This window comes from Cerasicoccus frondis (genome assembly GCA_031296915.1).
Taxonomy (GTDB): domain Bacteria; phylum Verrucomicrobiota; class Verrucomicrobiia; order Opitutales; family Cerasicoccaceae; genus Cerasicoccus; species Cerasicoccus frondis.
On record JAVDPC010000005.1, the window covers coordinates 35,875 to 51,604 of the forward strand.

Annotated in this window: 14 protein-coding genes; 1 reads left to right on the forward strand and 13 read right to left on the reverse strand. The window is 44.4% G+C overall.

The window, feature by feature from the left end; translation table 11 throughout:
- Positions 1-43 precede the first annotated feature (43 nt).
- Complete coding sequence (locus tag RBB63_RS05280) at positions 44-256, forward strand: hypothetical protein (protein ID WP_309381821.1); 213 nt, start codon at positions 44-46, stop codon at positions 254-256.
- Between the two features lie 612 nt (positions 257-868).
- Here the strand turns inward: RBB63_RS05280 and RBB63_RS05285 are convergent.
- The 13 genes from RBB63_RS05285 to rfbB all read right to left on the reverse strand — a co-directional run bounded on the left by RBB63_RS05285 (position 869) and on the right by rfbB (position 15,704).
- Entirely contained in the window at positions 869-1,765 is an 897-nt protein-coding gene (locus RBB63_RS05285) for a sulfotransferase family protein (RefSeq protein ID WP_309381823.1), read from the reverse strand.
- 20 nt (positions 1,766-1,785) lie between these two features.
- Positions 1,786-2,463: a hypothetical protein gene (locus RBB63_RS05290; protein WP_309381825.1), complete on the reverse strand. Its 678-nt coding sequence runs from the start codon at positions 2,461-2,463 to the stop codon at positions 1,786-1,788.
- 82 nt (positions 2,464-2,545) lie between these two features.
- The gene (locus RBB63_RS05295; protein ID WP_309381827.1) at positions 2,546-3,709 is read right to left on the reverse strand and encodes a glycosyltransferase family 4 protein; all 1,164 of its coding nucleotides are present in this window, start codon (positions 3,707-3,709) and stop codon (positions 2,546-2,548) included.
- Complete coding sequence (locus RBB63_RS05300; protein WP_309381829.1) at positions 3,706-4,824, reverse strand: glycosyltransferase; 1,119 nt, start codon at positions 4,822-4,824, stop codon at positions 3,706-3,708. Before RBB63_RS05300 ends, RBB63_RS05295 begins: the two co-directional genes overlap by 4 nt.
- Positions 4,800-5,984: a glycosyltransferase gene (locus RBB63_RS05305; RefSeq protein WP_309381831.1), complete on the reverse strand. Its 1,185-nt coding sequence runs from the start codon at positions 5,982-5,984 to the stop codon at positions 4,800-4,802. Before RBB63_RS05305 ends, RBB63_RS05300 begins: the two co-directional genes overlap by 25 nt.
- Complete coding sequence (locus RBB63_RS05310) at positions 5,974-6,768, reverse strand: glycosyltransferase family 2 protein (RefSeq protein ID WP_309381833.1); 795 nt, start codon at positions 6,766-6,768, stop codon at positions 5,974-5,976. Before RBB63_RS05310 ends, RBB63_RS05305 begins: the two co-directional genes overlap by 11 nt.
- 462 nt (positions 6,769-7,230) lie before the next feature.
- Positions 7,231-8,526, reverse strand: coding sequence for an O-antigen ligase family protein (locus RBB63_RS05315; RefSeq protein WP_309381835.1), 1,296 nt, complete (start codon positions 8,524-8,526; stop codon positions 7,231-7,233).
- A gap of 48 nt (positions 8,527-8,574) precedes the next feature.
- Complete coding sequence (locus RBB63_RS05320; RefSeq protein ID WP_309381837.1) at positions 8,575-9,708, reverse strand: glycosyltransferase family 4 protein; 1,134 nt, start codon at positions 9,706-9,708, stop codon at positions 8,575-8,577.
- Positions 9,687-10,766, reverse strand: a complete 1,080-nt coding sequence (locus RBB63_RS05325) for a polysaccharide pyruvyl transferase family protein (RefSeq protein ID WP_309381839.1) — start codon at positions 10,764-10,766, stop codon at positions 9,687-9,689. Before RBB63_RS05325 ends, RBB63_RS05320 begins: the two co-directional genes overlap by 22 nt.
- Positions 10,763-12,220 (reverse strand): oligosaccharide flippase family protein, encoded by a 1,458-nt coding sequence (locus tag RBB63_RS05330; protein WP_309381840.1) that lies wholly within the window; start codon positions 12,218-12,220, stop codon positions 10,763-10,765. Before RBB63_RS05330 ends, RBB63_RS05325 begins: the two co-directional genes overlap by 4 nt.
- Positions 12,221-12,229: 9 nt before the next feature.
- Positions 12,230-13,756, reverse strand: a complete 1,527-nt coding sequence (locus tag RBB63_RS05335) for an O-antigen ligase family protein (RefSeq protein ID WP_309381842.1) — start codon at positions 13,754-13,756, stop codon at positions 12,230-12,232.
- A 12-nt stretch (positions 13,757-13,768) separates the two neighbouring features.
- Positions 13,769-14,635 carry a glucose-1-phosphate thymidylyltransferase RfbA gene (rfbA, locus tag RBB63_RS05340; protein WP_309381844.1) on the reverse strand — a complete coding sequence of 289 codons (867 nt, stop codon included), beginning with the start codon at positions 14,633-14,635 and terminating at the stop codon, positions 13,769-13,771.
- A gap of 4 nt (positions 14,636-14,639) precedes the next feature.
- Positions 14,640-15,704 (reverse strand): dTDP-glucose 4,6-dehydratase, encoded by a 1,065-nt coding sequence (gene rfbB / locus RBB63_RS05345; protein WP_309381846.1) that lies wholly within the window; start codon positions 15,702-15,704, stop codon positions 14,640-14,642.
- Between the last annotated feature and the right edge of the window lie 26 nt (positions 15,705-15,730).

A 15,730-nucleotide genomic window follows, 5' to 3' on the forward strand; every position in this document is an offset into this window, starting at 1 on the left:
ACGCAAAGCCACGGACTGGGCAGTCCGTGGCTTTTCTTCGCTCGTGAAAGCTGAAGGGCAACGCTTAGTCGTTGCCGCATCCGTCGAAGTACGCATTGTTGTTAAAGTAAAACAATCGGTCCAGCGGGACGCTGGCGGCAACGACGAAGCGTTGCCCTCCACAAAAACGTTACTCACCACGCTCAACCCACTCGGCTTTGCGCTTTTTGATGAATTTGGCTGGATTTCCACCGACTACTTCATATGGCGCGACTGATTTCACGACCAAGCTACGAGCGCCGACTATCGCGCCTTCCCCCACCGTAACGCCTGGCCCAACAAATGAGCCTGCAAACACCCATGAACCACGCTCCAACCGTATCGGCGCCGTTTTCAAGTCTCGTGACGGGCTTTCGATGTCATGTGATGCTGTGCAGAGATAGACGTATTGGCTAGCGGTTGCATCTACTCCTATGTAGATTTTCGAGACACAATAGCAGTCCACAAAATCCCCCAAACACCCACGATCACCGATTTCTAAATTCCAGGGGGCAAAAATGCGCACCGACGGATACATGTGGACGTCTGCGCCAATTTTCCCACCAAAACAGCGTACTAAAAAACGTCGCCACCCGAACAAGGGCCGGGGACTAGGTCGAAACAGCAACAGCCAAGCAACAGCCCAAGCCACTCGGCCAAGCTTATTTTTCAGGCTTAGCTCAGAACGGTATACTTGTGGATAAAAACATCTATGATTTTGGGCACCCATAGTAGAAACAACTACTCACCAACAAGACAAATAGCAATCCATTGAATAAACATTACAAAATTTATTATCGAAATTTCAACAGAAACCCGAAGCAGTTCATAGAAATCAGCAACGATACACTTAGAGCCTCCATGATGCTAAATCCCTAGAAATTAATTTCTCCAGCTGATCAATGTCACTCTCATAATAGCCATACATTTTTCTCTTAAGACCAGTCGATATATTTGGCTTGGCATTGGAAAACAAACGAGAGGCAATATGACGATCAAAAAGCGTTATCCCCCCTGCAATCAAATAATCGCTTGGTGACATTCGCTTCACGCGCAGCCTTGAATTCCCATCAAAATATTCATACATAAATCGGTTCCTTAGACTAAGCAATTTTAGACGAGAAATATTATACACAACCTTCTGTGGCCTAGAACTCAGGCTAACGGGAGTATAAGCATCATCTACCTCTAAAAATGAATAAGCCTTTCTGATCGCCGCATAAGGATCAGAAAGAATATCTTCATGCAAAAAGCATAACAGTCTGCCTCTATCCAAATAATACAAATATCGCTGCATACACTTTCCATAAAAACCGAACTCCAGTATTTCAGATGCACGCGGAAATCTCGTAAGATAATCGCAATCATCAAAGCACTTCGGAAGTCCAACCTCGGCATCTAGAGGTGGGATAAAACCATAATTAATCAAATGAAAATAGGCAGAAAGAGCTCGTTCAACTGGGTTTCTTAAAACAACTATCAACTTTGCTTCAGGCAAGTGCCGCATCAAACGAGTAGGAACCTCTGTCCTAGCCAGATAGTTTGGTCTTTTGATTCCCAGACACGACTCGTTTCGCCCATTGAATAGAGCTTCAACCATGCTAATATCACCACTTTCATAGTCTGGCGTCTCGAAAAACGGTATTTCTCCGTTCGGCATGTAGATATCTGGATGCTCTGCCAGACAGGACTGAACAAAAGTAGATGCAGATTTTTGCGCACCGATAATAACGAAGTCAGGTAACATAAACATTCCTCCACCAAACTCTACAAGACCTCGTAAGCATAACCTAACCCACGTAACACATCTTGCGACACGATGGAATTGATGTGGTTCACATCACTCTCATCAATGTCAGCTAAATATCTCTTATCCTTATAATACTTCATTCGATCATCGGTAAAGGTAGAAGATTGACCAACCTTCGCCACTCTCTTAGACATTAGGAACGAAAGCAATCGATCTTCCAACCCACATTTTTTCTTAACATCAGAAATCACTGATTCAGGATCAATTAACAAATCGATATAACGTATAAAGAAAACTCTTGAATCTTCACTACCGATATCGAGCCATTTTTTGTAAAACAACTGATACTCTGTTGCATAATGAAAACCCGGTTCCCTCCAGCCACACTTCTTTGCCCACCTCATATAGCTCACTAGCCAACTGTAGGGATCTTTAGACATTATAAAATAAAAACGGGGAATATGACTCAAACCACACTCTAGATCGTTCAACGATTCAATAAACAAATCATTACGATAAAGATCGTCTGGTACTAATTCTTTTTCATCATAGATTCTAAAATGCTTGTTATGCGGACTATTTCGAGCGATTCGATTTCCGTATACCTTCACTCGGAATCGACGCTTCATGAGCGCCTCAAAATAGTTTGTACCGCTGCGTTGCAGGCCATAGTGGGCAATTTGACATACACTCATAAGTCAGATAAAATTAAATACGAATAACGCTCATTCACGCAAGTTTATGACATAAAATCTAATCACCGAAGCTCAAAGCATATTAAAGTTCAAAAATTTTTGTAATCAACTTCTTCAAATGGACATCGCGTGTAAAGTTTCTTAAATACTTATTTCGAGCATCCCGCGACATCTCATCATAAGCCCCACCAGACCAAACAATTTTCTGTATCGCGCTAGCGATAGATGATGGTGATTTACCATCTACCCAAACGCCGTTTTCTCCATCCACAACTAATTCGGGAATCCCTTTATGCTTAGTAGTAACAACAGGCAATGCATACGCCATTGCTTCGATGATACTCAAAGGTTGCCCCTCCCACGGATAATAGGTTGGCAGAAGAAAAACGTCTGCCTCTAAAAAGACTTTCTCTTTTGACGCCCCATCAACTTGCCCATGATAAGTGATCGCCTCACTAAGGCCCAATTCCTCTATATATTCAATCAAAGCAGACTCACTCGTTATAACTTCTTGATCCTCAGTTATAGCGTCCGCAAACCCACCACACAAATCAAATTCGAACATACCGGGAAACTTTTTATGCAAAACAGCCACCGCCTTAATCACATCCAGATATCCCTTACTAGCCATGAGACTCGAAACATAGAGCAACTTTACTGGACGACCTCTTGGCGCGCAGCGCTGTACGCTTTCTGGCTCTTCAACGCCTAAAGTAAGTCCATTGGGCACCACGACCAATTTGCCATCAATATCAACATTTGTAACGCGGAATTGGTCCTTCAGCAACTCACCTAAAACGATTATTTGATCAATTCGCCTAAGATTTGCTTCAATGCGCCGTCGGACCCATGCTCCTTGTGAATTATAAAGGTCAGCAAAACCACCACCATGTAAATGCATTATGACCCGTCGCCCCAAAAGCCTTGCCCCAAGCACACACAAATAGTCGCGCCAAAACCCTGGCAATGATGTCGACATCGTCGCGTACAACCGTTGGCACTTCAGCAGACCAAGCCACACCTGAAAGATCACAACAGCAGTCTCCAGCAAACGCCGAATAGATACCGCTCCGGGCCTACTGGGTGCTCCAGCAAAAGCGGTGTCAACAACAACACAGGGCATATCACGCTCACGAAAGCCTCTCACGAGCAACTCAAATGCTAACGAGACTCCATTCATTTTCTCTTTGAGACGAGGCCCCGAAAGTAATACTTTATCACGCATTTCCATGCCTTTATCAATCAAAAAACATTATGCTTAGTTAATTCAATGATATGGACAAAGGAATTCGACATTGCCTCAAACGAATAACGCTCCTTCGTCCATTCCGCAATTTGCTTCCGTGAGTGAAAGTAGCGATGCAGCATTTCCTTCCCTGCCATTCTCTCCAATCCGAGCGCCAATTCTGTCGGATCATCCGATGCAAAGAACTCAGCATTAAAGCCCTCCAAACAGGCCTCGATTTCTGGAGAATGAAATTCATCCTTAGCGACTAACATCGGTACACCAAAGCTGAATGATTGCGTGGCGGAAAGTCCAACATAACCAGGCGACACCGAGCATATTGCGTTACCGTATAGCACTCTTAACTCTTTCACATCGGACACATGGCCAACAAAAACCACGGAATCGCCACACCCAGAATCATGCGCCTGAGTTTCCAAACGTCGCCGCTCGACACCATCACCAACGAACACCAAGCGAACTTCATCATTAAGTAGCCCAGACTTTTTAGCATGAAGAAAAGCATTCAGCAAGAGTTCAACTTTTTTCTCCGGAACGAGACGCCCTACATACAGAAAGGAATTCAAATCGGAGAGCTGCGATTCAATTGATTGGCAATCCTCAGCATGAACACAAGCATTGGCAGCAACCTGGACTCGCAGCCATTTGTAGCGATCCTCTAAATATTCCGCCTGACTCTCGGTGTAGGCAATAAAGCCAGAACACATTCTTAGGTAAACCCCACGAAACTTATCAGCGAATACACATTGGCCTTTCGCATGCCCCCAAAGCAGCGTTGGACGCCTCAGCATAAACCGCAATACCATGACCACGGTATTGGAAAGCATTCTCATATTCGCATTGAGAATCGCCACATCAGCCTGGACAAGCTTCAGCAAACCACCTTTTTGCCATAAAAACCCACCACCAAAGAGATACAAATTCTGAACCCTTTTAAAATGCCGCCAGGCTTCAGGCGTAGATACAGGAGAACCACCAAAATCAGAAACGCCAGCATAAATCTGAAACCCATCGCCATAGCGCTTCCGCAACAGCAGAAAGACCCCCATCCGGTAGTCGGTAATGATTGGTTGCTGCATTGCGATTTTCATCATGACTTCTTCAGCCCAAAGCATAGCTCAGTATCTACAGCTTCATAAAAGCGCTGGCGGTCAATCTTATATCGTTCAGCGCGGCTCACCACTCGCTCTTGCATAATGTCCCCATCCCACTGCAGCAAACGATGCTCCATTGCTGAGATGACAGAAGCTACCGTTCGCTCCACAGCCACAACGCCCACAAAATCCTCAGCCAAATCCCGACAACCACGTGCATCTGAAGTAATAACCGGCAATCCCATTGCAATTGCCTCCATTACACAAACTGGCATCCCTTCACGATTGCTGGGAAATACCATACAATTTGCAATTGCCATGTATGCAGCGGGATCCTCTTGCCAACCACAGATATGCATTCCTTCGAGTATCATCGGGACACCTTCAGACAAAGGGTGTAGCTCATCGACTTCGCCAACTACAAGCAACTCTACATTTTTGTATTTCCTTCGTAGCTGCACGAAGGCGTCAATCACTAATGCGAAGCCCTTGAACTCAGTAAAGCGACCAAGAAAGATGAAAACAAAAGCATCATTCGTAATTCCGACGCCCTCTCGCAATGACAATCTATCTTCAAAATTGAACCTAGAGTAATCAAAACGATCAATATCACAACCAAACCCGTAGCCCGATTGCACTTGAACTCTAGCCTTCAGCCAACTTGGAACAGCCCGGTAATCATCTTTGGTCAAGACCCAACTAAGATCCAATCTATAAATGCTAAAGCACTCAATGCATTTGTACAAGAACCGACTGAGCCCGGTTACCGGCGGAAAGCGCATGCCTTGAAAGGTGCCAAAATAACGAATCCCTGGCTGCCTTCTTGTCAATGCCAGCACCAGCAGACTAATAGAGAAATGCGCGTGAACAACATCAGGCTTGAGCTGCTGAATAAGCTTCTCCAGCGCTCGACTAGCCTGCAATATCATAATCGGATTTGCGCCTCGCGGCATACAAATCGAGTGCACATCCACACCACACTCACCTACAACTTCTACACCTTGAGCGTCGGTCGCAACATGCACACGCCATCCCCGATCAGCCAACCGATGTGCCATGCCATTTAAAAAAGCAGTATAACTCCGATACACCGGAACGATTAGCAGAATTGTCCCCAATATATCTTGAAACTTTCCTTCCGTCCCCAAAGACAAAACAGCTGTTTGCGCGCTAGACTGCATAGCGCCTCCAACGTAGCCAATAAAACGCAACTAGTGGGCTGAAAAATGTGCGCCTCGAACTGAATCTTGAGAGATTCAGTATAATACGAAGAGCATACAAGCGGTGTAAATGCCATATGCAGGCAAAGCTCCCGAACCGTAATTTATGCTTGATGTACAAACGTCGAAGCCCCCTGTATTTCGACCATAAATTATGCGTTATCTTCCCCGGGCTAGCCAATGCATATGACACCCCAACAATACCACTATACCAAAACTGACTCCGACCAACAATACGCATCCACAAATCCCAGTCCTGCATTGAAACTAGAGCCTCATCAAATCCACCGATATCATCAAATAGCTTTCGCTTAATCAAAAATCCAGAACAGCCAGATACCGCGTTCACAAAGTTTACATCACAGTCCCTTACTCGACGGCGAGTATGCTGGCGTCCTTCACGGTAACTAGGAGCCCACGCCTCAACCTCAGGGTGTGCACGGATTACACCCGCCATTTCTTTTAAATATCCATCCAACAGGATGTCATCATCGTCTAAAAACAATATCCACTCACCGTCACTTAGTCCAACCCCAATATTGCGACAGGCGGCAGCGCCTTTCGCTATATCATTCCTAAACAAGGTTACATTCCGATGGGAATCAGCTAAGTCCGATACGACATTAGCCTCTTCGCTTGCGTCATCAACAACAACGATGCGCTCAACACCAACCAATGAAGCAATGGCGTCCGCCAGAAGACCAATACGATTGCGCGTTGGCACCACCGCACTAATTACAAACATCTTGGAATATATTTATCTAAAACTTGAGTGCAAAAGTCCATCAGTCCTTCTTATTCCGTTATTGTAAAAACTACATTATGCGCGTATCAGCGATTGGGTGCCGGAAGCATGGTGCGATTCTTGGGATTGGATTGAGAGCATAAACATCGCGACCTTGACGTTGGTTGCCCTTGAGGACATTTTCGCAATGCCCTGGTTTCGCCTTAAAAGACTCAAGCCTAAGGGTCTGGTCGAGGTATTCGTCGGGGAGGGATCTGCGCCATAACTCGACAGGAAGAACAACTCGACGCCCTCTTTGCTTTTCTCCAGCCACTGCTTGACCTTCAGTTGACCACTGCTCACAACAGCCCCCCCCCCCCCCCCTGATAAACGCCACGCCACCACAGCCACATGCAGCCGGAAAACATCGAACTGGCGGCGACCGAAACACGCATATGAAATGTAATCTATATTGTTAGCTGGTTAATGTGTATGAATGCGCATAGGCATATTGCGCTTCATTCGCCTACGATTTACAAACATGTACCCTAAAAAATACCCAAAGCCAAGCCACAACGCTCGATTCATGTGTAAACTCAGGCTGCTCATAGATTGCAGATAGGAAAAAACAAATAATGTTGCAATTACGCTATACTCTAAATCTGGGTGAAAGCGAAACCTAAGAGTTCTCCACATTAAATTTGACAGAACCAAAATTGACATAAACAGCATCGGTAGCCCTAAAAGCCCAAAGCGCACAAGCATTTCCAGCCACTGATTATGCGGATAGCCCTGATAATTCCTTTCCCCCAAGAACACCCATTCACTAAGACTATTCAAATAGCTTAGCCACATATACTCCCTAGACATAGAGGAGCCATCCGTCACCGGACCGCCAGCAAGCGATAAAAACATAAGTTCAAACCTATCAATTAAAACATCTATACGTTCAGCAATGCCATAATTAGTCTTATAAAACACAAATAAAATCGGAACGACTATAGCAATTCCAAGAAACAAAAAGCCTAGATTCTTGAGAGAAAAATATCTTCGATGGCGAGTGAGTATAACAAAATAAACAATAGCTCCCGCCCCCCACAACACCGCCCCCTTAGAGGCGGAAGAAAGAACAATAAAGGATGCTAAACTCCCCACAAGGATATACAACACCTTTCGCCAAACACTTTCGCTCAAGACACCAAGAACAAGAAATATCAAACTCAAACACATGTTCGCATATGCAACACCTACTGGGTTCAATCCCGTTTCAGCATAATCTCGAGATGCACCAGCAAAGCTAATCTGTTTTACAAACCTCATAAATGCCATAAGAGCTACAGCAGCAACCAAAGCAACAACAACAAAGGACCAATGTTTAGAACTAAGAAAATCTTCTCCCTTCTCTACTGCTAACACATAACCAGCACAAAACAGCATCAAACACATAATATTAAACACAATCTGCGTTGAATCATAGACTATCGCGTGATTTTGCACTTTTGAAAGTAAAGCTAAAGCGACAAAGTAGGCCCCAGAAAGCAACAGCATTGGTAAATGATTAAGAACCGAAAATTTAGCGCGAATGATAGATGCCAGCATAATTAAAAAGAAGCCTGCAACTATACTACCAACCCGAATAGCGTTACCTGCTACAAAATATATACTTTGACTCCAATACATAAGGACAAGGCCAACGATCACCAACGCACCTGATGAGGCGTAGAGTTTTGCCCAAACAGACAACTGTTTCTTTCCAACATTACGTACCATAAACCACATTCCAACTTAACGAACAAACGAAACTAGCGCAATGCATAAGCTTACAACTCACCGCGCCAATAGCTTAACAAAACTTTCATAATAAAGATCACCAACACTCTGCATTGAAAACTTACTTTCAACTAGCATACGAGAACGCATCCCCATACCACCACGCACAGACCCATCGAATGCAAGCCGATCCAAAGCAGCAGCAAACTCTTGCGAAGTATTTGCAATGAAGCCATTGGAACCATCACACAACAGGCGCGAACTCGAAAATGAAGAAATTACAATAGGCAAACCACATGACATAGCCTCCAACACACCATTCGGCATTCCCTCGCTTAGTGAGGGCAACCCATAAACATCTGCATTCGAATAATAATCGCCTAATTCACGTTGATAGCCCTCGAACTTGACATCATCTTTCATACCGATACATTGGCTAAGTTCTTTAAGCTCTACTAAATAATCCTCTTCCTGAAAAGGCCCAACGAAAATTACGCGCCAAAGAGCTCGAGATTCCGCAAACGACATTGCCTCCAATAACAGATGTGGCCGCTTTCGTCGACACAATGCCCCAGTAAACAACAAACTCAACTTTCGATCAGCGCTTCCATTACAAGGATACGAAGACGATGGCTTGAAACGTCTATGATCCACACCGTTGTATGTAAGAATCAGCTTTTCCTCAGAAATCCCAACACCTTTTAATTCCTCATAAATTTCTTCGCTGATAACAAAGTACAAATCCATTTGGTTTGCAAATATACGCCGCAAGAATAGCAGAATGGAATTCTTACTAGAAGTAAATCCAGTTGGAGCAGCTGCAGCTTTCAAACAAACCGAATATCCAAGCAATTTTGCAATAATCGCTGGTATAAATATTGGTGAATACACATCCAATCCATGAAAAACATATCCACGGTCTCTATATCTCCATAACAATGAGAAGGATCTAAAAACATAGAGCAAGAGCCCCCAGCCCCACGAATGATATCCTCCCTCCAATTTAACTACCTCACAATACGCATCACGGTCCTCCTGCTCATCGCACGAATGAACAAGCACTACATTCATATTTTTCCTACGCACCATTTCCGAATACATATTATATGCATTAGTGCCAGGCCCATAATAATGCCCCCCGGCTCCCTTAGGACTCCACAACAATACGTTCAAGACATTTCCTGAAGACATTTTTCTAACATTAGATAATTTTTTAACGATGCCTCCACTACCTCAGTTGTCAATTTTACTGGCTCCAGTCTCCCAATCGACAACATATAAATGAGGCGTTCAAATTTCTCTGCATCGAAACCATTTAAGGTTACACAAAGGTCTTGTCGTTTAATTTGATCAAAAAACCTTACATTCTTTGGATGCTTGGGTACAGAAATAACAGATTTTCCGTATGCACTAGCCACAATAGCTGTGTGTAATTTATTAGTGATTACACAGCCTGAGGCCCGAATCAATGCACAAGTCTCCCACGGACCACTATATTCAAAAATCTGACTATGACATGCGCCAAGGTAGCTCGCCCACTCATCTAACATCACGCGAGAACCGGCACGGTCAGACATTAAGCATAATTCAACTTCAGAATTATCTGCCAAGTATCTCTTAACTATTTTAGCTATTTCCGACGAACAATTCGAAGCCCATGGCCCACCCGACGGATGAAGCAAAACTCTTTTAGAATTCGCAGAGACTTCACTTAAATCAATTTCTGGAATCTCAACCACCCCCATAGACAATGCTATATCAGCAGTCTCACAGCACAAGGTACGATCAACACCAAGCGACTCGACAAAATCAATCGATTCACGATTCCGAAGCGCAAGGCATGCAAACCGCTTCATACACAAAGCAGTTAATCTTCGAGAGAGAAAGGAACTCATAGGTCCGGCCTCTACACCTAGCATGTAAACAGACTTTTTACGCATCAAAAATCCATAAGCTATTGGCAGGTGAGTTCTGGCAAATCTTAAATTCCAACGAATCCTACGTAATGGTTGCTCCCCAAAATAACCGCCGCCGCCGTAAACCAGACAACTACACTTATCATAATCAGAAGCCTGATTAAACCTACGAACACCACCAATGCTTTGTAAACGCGCGAGTGTAAAATCACACACATTAGATATCGCAATATCATGGCCCATTTCAACAATTTTACGACACAGTAGACCTAACAATAATGTATCGCCAAAATTATCACCGCAATAGGCACCATGGACCGCAATCAGACTCATTTTTTAAGCTTTTGAATGTATTGTGATGCAAACTTTAAAATTGGCAGCAAAGCAGATGCTGATTCTTTCCTAATTAAAAAAGCATGAATAGCAAAAAACAAAGCAATTAAAGCGAAAGCTAAAAAAACACCAAGCTTTACAACACCCATTGCATAGACAAACAGAAACACGATAAAAGCCAACGCATATATCACATTAATTTTAATAACCGACAAAACTATGCAAGGTTCCACTTTCTTAATATAGGCACAGGAGACTACTAGGCAACCCAAACCATAGGTCAAATACGCTAGAGCCATTGCAATTGAAATAGCATTAATTGAACCTATGATAGCCCCTCCCGCAGCAGCAATAAACAATATAAGAGCGTTTATAACCATTACGAAGAATGCTCTTTTCCATAAGCCACATGACTCAAAAAATGCCCGAAGCATGTATGAAGACATCCGAATAGGCATAATCAACAACAACGCCTGAGCAACAATCACAGACTCCAACCACTTCGCGCCCCAAATAAATTCAATCAATTCACCTATCAGGGCGGCTGAAATAAACATAATTGGATAAACTACTACCAAAACAGCAAGCAAAGCCTTTCCATAAAACGCACGCTGAGCATTCTCATCTTCCACCAAAGAACTCATCCTTGGCATCAAAACATTTCCAATAATAGCCCCCGAAATCATATTGCCAAATGCCGCAACCAACTGAAATCCAAAATAATAAACACCAACCACCTCAGGCGAAACAAACAGCCCCAAAACCATATAATCCCCATTTAGCAAAAAACCAATAAGCCCACCAATCAGCATCAACCAAATCAATGATTTATAGTTTTCTAAAAGATAGTGCCCAAGATCTGAAACCGATACATTGTTTCTAAAACTTAAGGCACTCAACCGCCAGTAAGCAAACATCTCAAGTATAGAAATCAAAGGACGTTGAACAACAAAACTGAATGCACCAAAACCAATCATTGCCAACGGAACAGACAGGATACTCGCCAGACTATTTTTGTAGAAATCGATCCTAGCAACCGAAGAATAATTTGAGGAAACCATCAATTTTGCACGGCAAGCAGGTGCCTCATAAGATAACAATGCAGACGAAGCAATAAGCATTACAAGCCATATAATTAAGGGTTCTCCTCGGGCAGAAGCATATAGAAAGGAACCAATAGTCAGCAAAAAACTAAGAACAACAGCAAAAAGCAATGACAGACTCGAATCGACAGATTGTAACTTACAAATGCTCTTATGCTGTTGAATAAATAACTTTTGGAGGCTAGTGCCTCTAAAGCATGAGCCAATTACAGTAACAGAAACAGCGATACCATACAAACCATAATCACTTTTACTCAAATACCAGCCTAAAACTATCTGCACCCCAAATGCGATAAGCCGAGAGAGCGAAGTAGAGAAAGCAAATGCAAAAATCCCAGTAACTACTTTCAAATTATGACGCTATTTTTCAGCAATATGCATACTATTACCAATACTTTTAGAAGCTCTTCGATAAGTAAGTCCACTAACCAGCACCAAAACAATCAGCAATGACATCAGCAAAATAGGGTTACAAAGGATAAAATCGGCGAATGAATGCAGCAGGCAAACAAACAGAGCTCCAGTAGACATAAATAATTCAATCGATGCAAACCGACCGACCCAAATCCAAATGCACCATGCGGACACTACGACTGCCAATAAAGAGTAACCTACAATGCCATATTCAGCCAAAATTTCAAAATGATCATTATGAGCATGCGAGAATTCACGTTTTCGTTTACCATAATTTTTCTTCAATGGATTACCGATAAAGTGAACTTCTGGGTATGATAACGAATAGTAGGGCAATCGGTAACGAAAGCTTCCAGCTCCCCAACCTATTGTAGGCTTATCTTCAAACATTTCCCAAGTCATTTCTGAAAGAGCCATGCGCATTCGAAGTGAAGCATCCATTGCTTCATCATTATCTAACCTCTGCCACCTTAGCTTCATTTCAGAAAAATCCATCGACTTTAAATACCATCCCCCCATTATCAATATCGAAATAATTATTACGCCAGCGCCAATAACACCTCCAGTGCTAGGTCTATCTTTCCAGCGTATAGCAAAAGGCAGCAAAAACAGAAAACATAAGATTAAGGCAGCTGCACCCAACCAGCCACCACGTGATGTATTTAATCCCAAACCAGCTAGACAAATTACTGCGAATAAAATTGCCAACCATGGTATCCCAGTTACCAAAAACCCCTTTCTAACCATATGAAGTGCCATAGCAAAGCCCAACCCCATCGTGAGGTATAAGTATACGGCAGCTTGGTTACGATAGACAAAGGGACCAAAGGCTCCTCCGTTCCGCTCATATTTTTCAATCCAAAACAAATGCTCGTTGTCAGACAAGTGATGCGCGATGCTCGCAAGGCTAAGCACAGCGCCCGTCGCCAAAGCCATCCAGCCGAGTGCTAGCCAAGCCTTACGGCTATTAAGGCTCATCCACAAGCCGCAGACGAAAGCCCAGGCGCCAGCCCAGAAGATGACCATGCGCCAGGCATTCATCATATAGAAATTTGATAAAATGCTTTGTGGCAACCATGCGATGAAATACTCTGGTTTTCGGTCGGCAACGAAGTAACTCGTCTCGTCGACATACACTTGCTCCATGCTCGGATTGAGCGCCTGAATGATCACGTAGAGGACGAAGAGACCACCGAGCCAAAAGGGTGGCAATTTAACCAACTTCACCAATCGTTTTCGCCAAGCTGCGAATCCCGAAAACGGCGTTAACGCCACTAGGAAAATCAAAGCCTGCATGCTGGCGATCGACACTTGGCTCCACCAAACCATCCCACCGAGCAAGAACGGAGAAATGCAAACAGCCGGCGCAGCAACTCCCAGAATCACCCATTCGTCACGGCTAATCTTTGAGCGGGAAGATCTGCGCAAGTGTTCGCCTTTGCGGAAGGCTTCAACTGTTAAAGCGTCACTCACTTATTCGTGTATTTAAGCAATCCGCAAAACGGATTCTAAATAATCTCCATAGCCTGATTTGGCAAATTTAGCAGCAAGCATCAAAAGCTGCTCTTTGCTAATGAAGCCTGATCGATAGGCGACTTCTTCAATGCACCCAATCTTAGTGCCTTGTCGCTCTTCAATGACACGCACGAAAGTAGAAGCTTCATTGAGCGATGCAAAGGTCCCAGTATCAAGCCAGGCAATGCCGCGATTGAAAACGCCGACCTTCAGCTTCTTGCGCTCTAGATAGATCTGATTGACCGTGGTAATTTCGTATTCACCCCTGGGAGAAGGAGCAATGCTTTCGGCAATCCCAACGACTTCGTTGTCATAAAAATAGAGTCCTGGAACCGCGTAATTGGACTTCGGTAGATCAGGTTTTTCCTCAATAGAAATCGCGTTACGCGCCTGATCGAACTCTACGACGCCATAGCGCTCAGGATCTTGGACTGGCGCCGCAAAAATAACGGCCCCATCTGGATCTGTGTGTGCTCGCACCAAATTACTAAAGCCAGACCCATAGAAAATGTTATCGCCAAGAACTAAAGCCACCTTTTCGGCGCCGATGAATTCTTTGCCAATGACAAATGCCTGGGCAAGTCCATTGGGCGACTCCTGCACGGCATAACTAAAAGCGCAACCAATCTCAGATCCATCACCCAACAAACGCTGAAAGGCTGGCTGATCCTCCGGCGTCGTGATGATTAAAATTTCGCGAATGCCCGCGAGCATTAGCACCGAAAGCGGATAATAAATCATCGGCTTATCATACACCGGCATGAGCTGCTTCGACACCGCCAGCGTAATGGGGTGCAAACGCGTCCCTGATCCGCCAGCTAAAACAATCCCTTTCATCCGCTTAATTGCAGCAAGCCTTGCCTTGCCGTTCGAGGCGATACGAACCGCTTAAAATCTGTTCCCACCAAGCTTGATTTTCCAAATACCAAATCACGGTTTTGCGAAAGCCGCTTTCACTCTCTTCCGATGGCTCCCAGCCAAGCTCGTCGCGAATTTTGGATGCATTGATCGCATAACGCATGTCATGCCCCGGTCGGTCCTTCACCATGGTAATCAACGACGCGAATCCCTCAACTGGCGCATCATCGACCAAGTCATCCATGATCCCGCATAGCATTTTCACCAAGTCGATATTCCGCCACTCGTTATTGCCGCCGATATTGTAAGTCTCACCAACAGAGCCACGAGTGACGACACGATAGAGTGCTTCGGCGTGATCTTGGACAAACAGCCAATCACGCACATTTTCGCCCTTGCCATAAACCGGGATCGGTTCGTGGCGCAGGCATTTGAGAATCACTACTGGAATGAGCTTCTCAGGAAATTGATAAGCGCCGTAATTGTTCGAGCAATTCGTCACGATAACAGGCAAACCAAAAGTGTCTCCCCAAGCGCGCGTCAAATGATCAGCCGCAGCTTTACTTGCTGAATAAGGCGAATGCGGATCGTAAGCGGTTGTTTCCGAAAACGCGGGGTCGGTCGCCGCAAGCGAGCCATAAACCTCGTCAGTCGAAACATTCAAAAAGCGAAACGACTCACGACGCTCTTTATCCAAACTTTCAAAATACTCACGCGCTGCTTGGAGCAAGGTGTAAGTGCCGATAATATTGGTCTGAATAAATTCGCCTGGACCATCGATTGAGCGGTCCACATGGCTTTCCGCAGCCAGATGCATCACGGCGTCCGGCTGATGACGCTTAAATATTTCACGCATCGATTCAGCGCATGCAATATCGGCATGTTCAAAAGCATAGTTGGCGTGGGACTCCACGTCAGACAACGAGGCTCGGTTACCGGCATAAGTCAGCTTATCGACATTGATAACCTGCTCGCCTTTATCTTGCACCAGCAAACGGACAAGGTTGGAGCCGATAAAGCCGCAACCACCAGTAACTAAAATCTTCACTCTGCTGCTTTCAAATTCGCGTTCTA

Coding starts and splice junctions, on each gene's coding strand:
- RBB63_RS05285 (WP_309381823.1), bottom strand. CDS start 1,765: ATGTTACCTGACTTCGTTATTATCGGTGCGCAAAAATCTGCATCTACT.
- RBB63_RS05290 (WP_309381825.1), bottom strand. CDS start 2,463: ATGAGTGTATGTCAAATTGCCCACTATGGCCTGCAACGCAGCGGTACA.
- RBB63_RS05300 (WP_309381829.1), bottom strand. CDS start 4,824: ATGCTTTGGGCTGAAGAAGTCATGATGAAAATCGCAATGCAGCAACCA.
- RBB63_RS05305 (WP_309381831.1), bottom strand. CDS start 5,984: ATGCAGTCTAGCGCGCAAACAGCTGTTTTGTCTTTGGGGACGGAAGGA.
- RBB63_RS05310 (WP_309381833.1), bottom strand. CDS start 6,768: ATGTTTGTAATTAGTGCGGTGGTGCCAACGCGCAATCGTATTGGTCTT.
- RBB63_RS05315 (WP_309381835.1), bottom strand. CDS start 8,526: ATGTGGTTTATGGTACGTAATGTTGGAAAGAAACAGTTGTCTGTTTGG.
- RBB63_RS05320 (WP_309381837.1), bottom strand. CDS start 9,708: ATGTCTTCAGGAAATGTCTTGAACGTATTGTTGTGGAGTCCTAAGGGA.
- RBB63_RS05325 (WP_309381839.1), bottom strand. CDS start 10,766: ATGAGTCTGATTGCGGTCCATGGTGCCTATTGCGGTGATAATTTTGGC.
- rfbA (WP_309381844.1), bottom strand. CDS start 14,635: ATGAAAGGGATTGTTTTAGCTGGCGGATCAGGGACGCGTTTGCACCCC.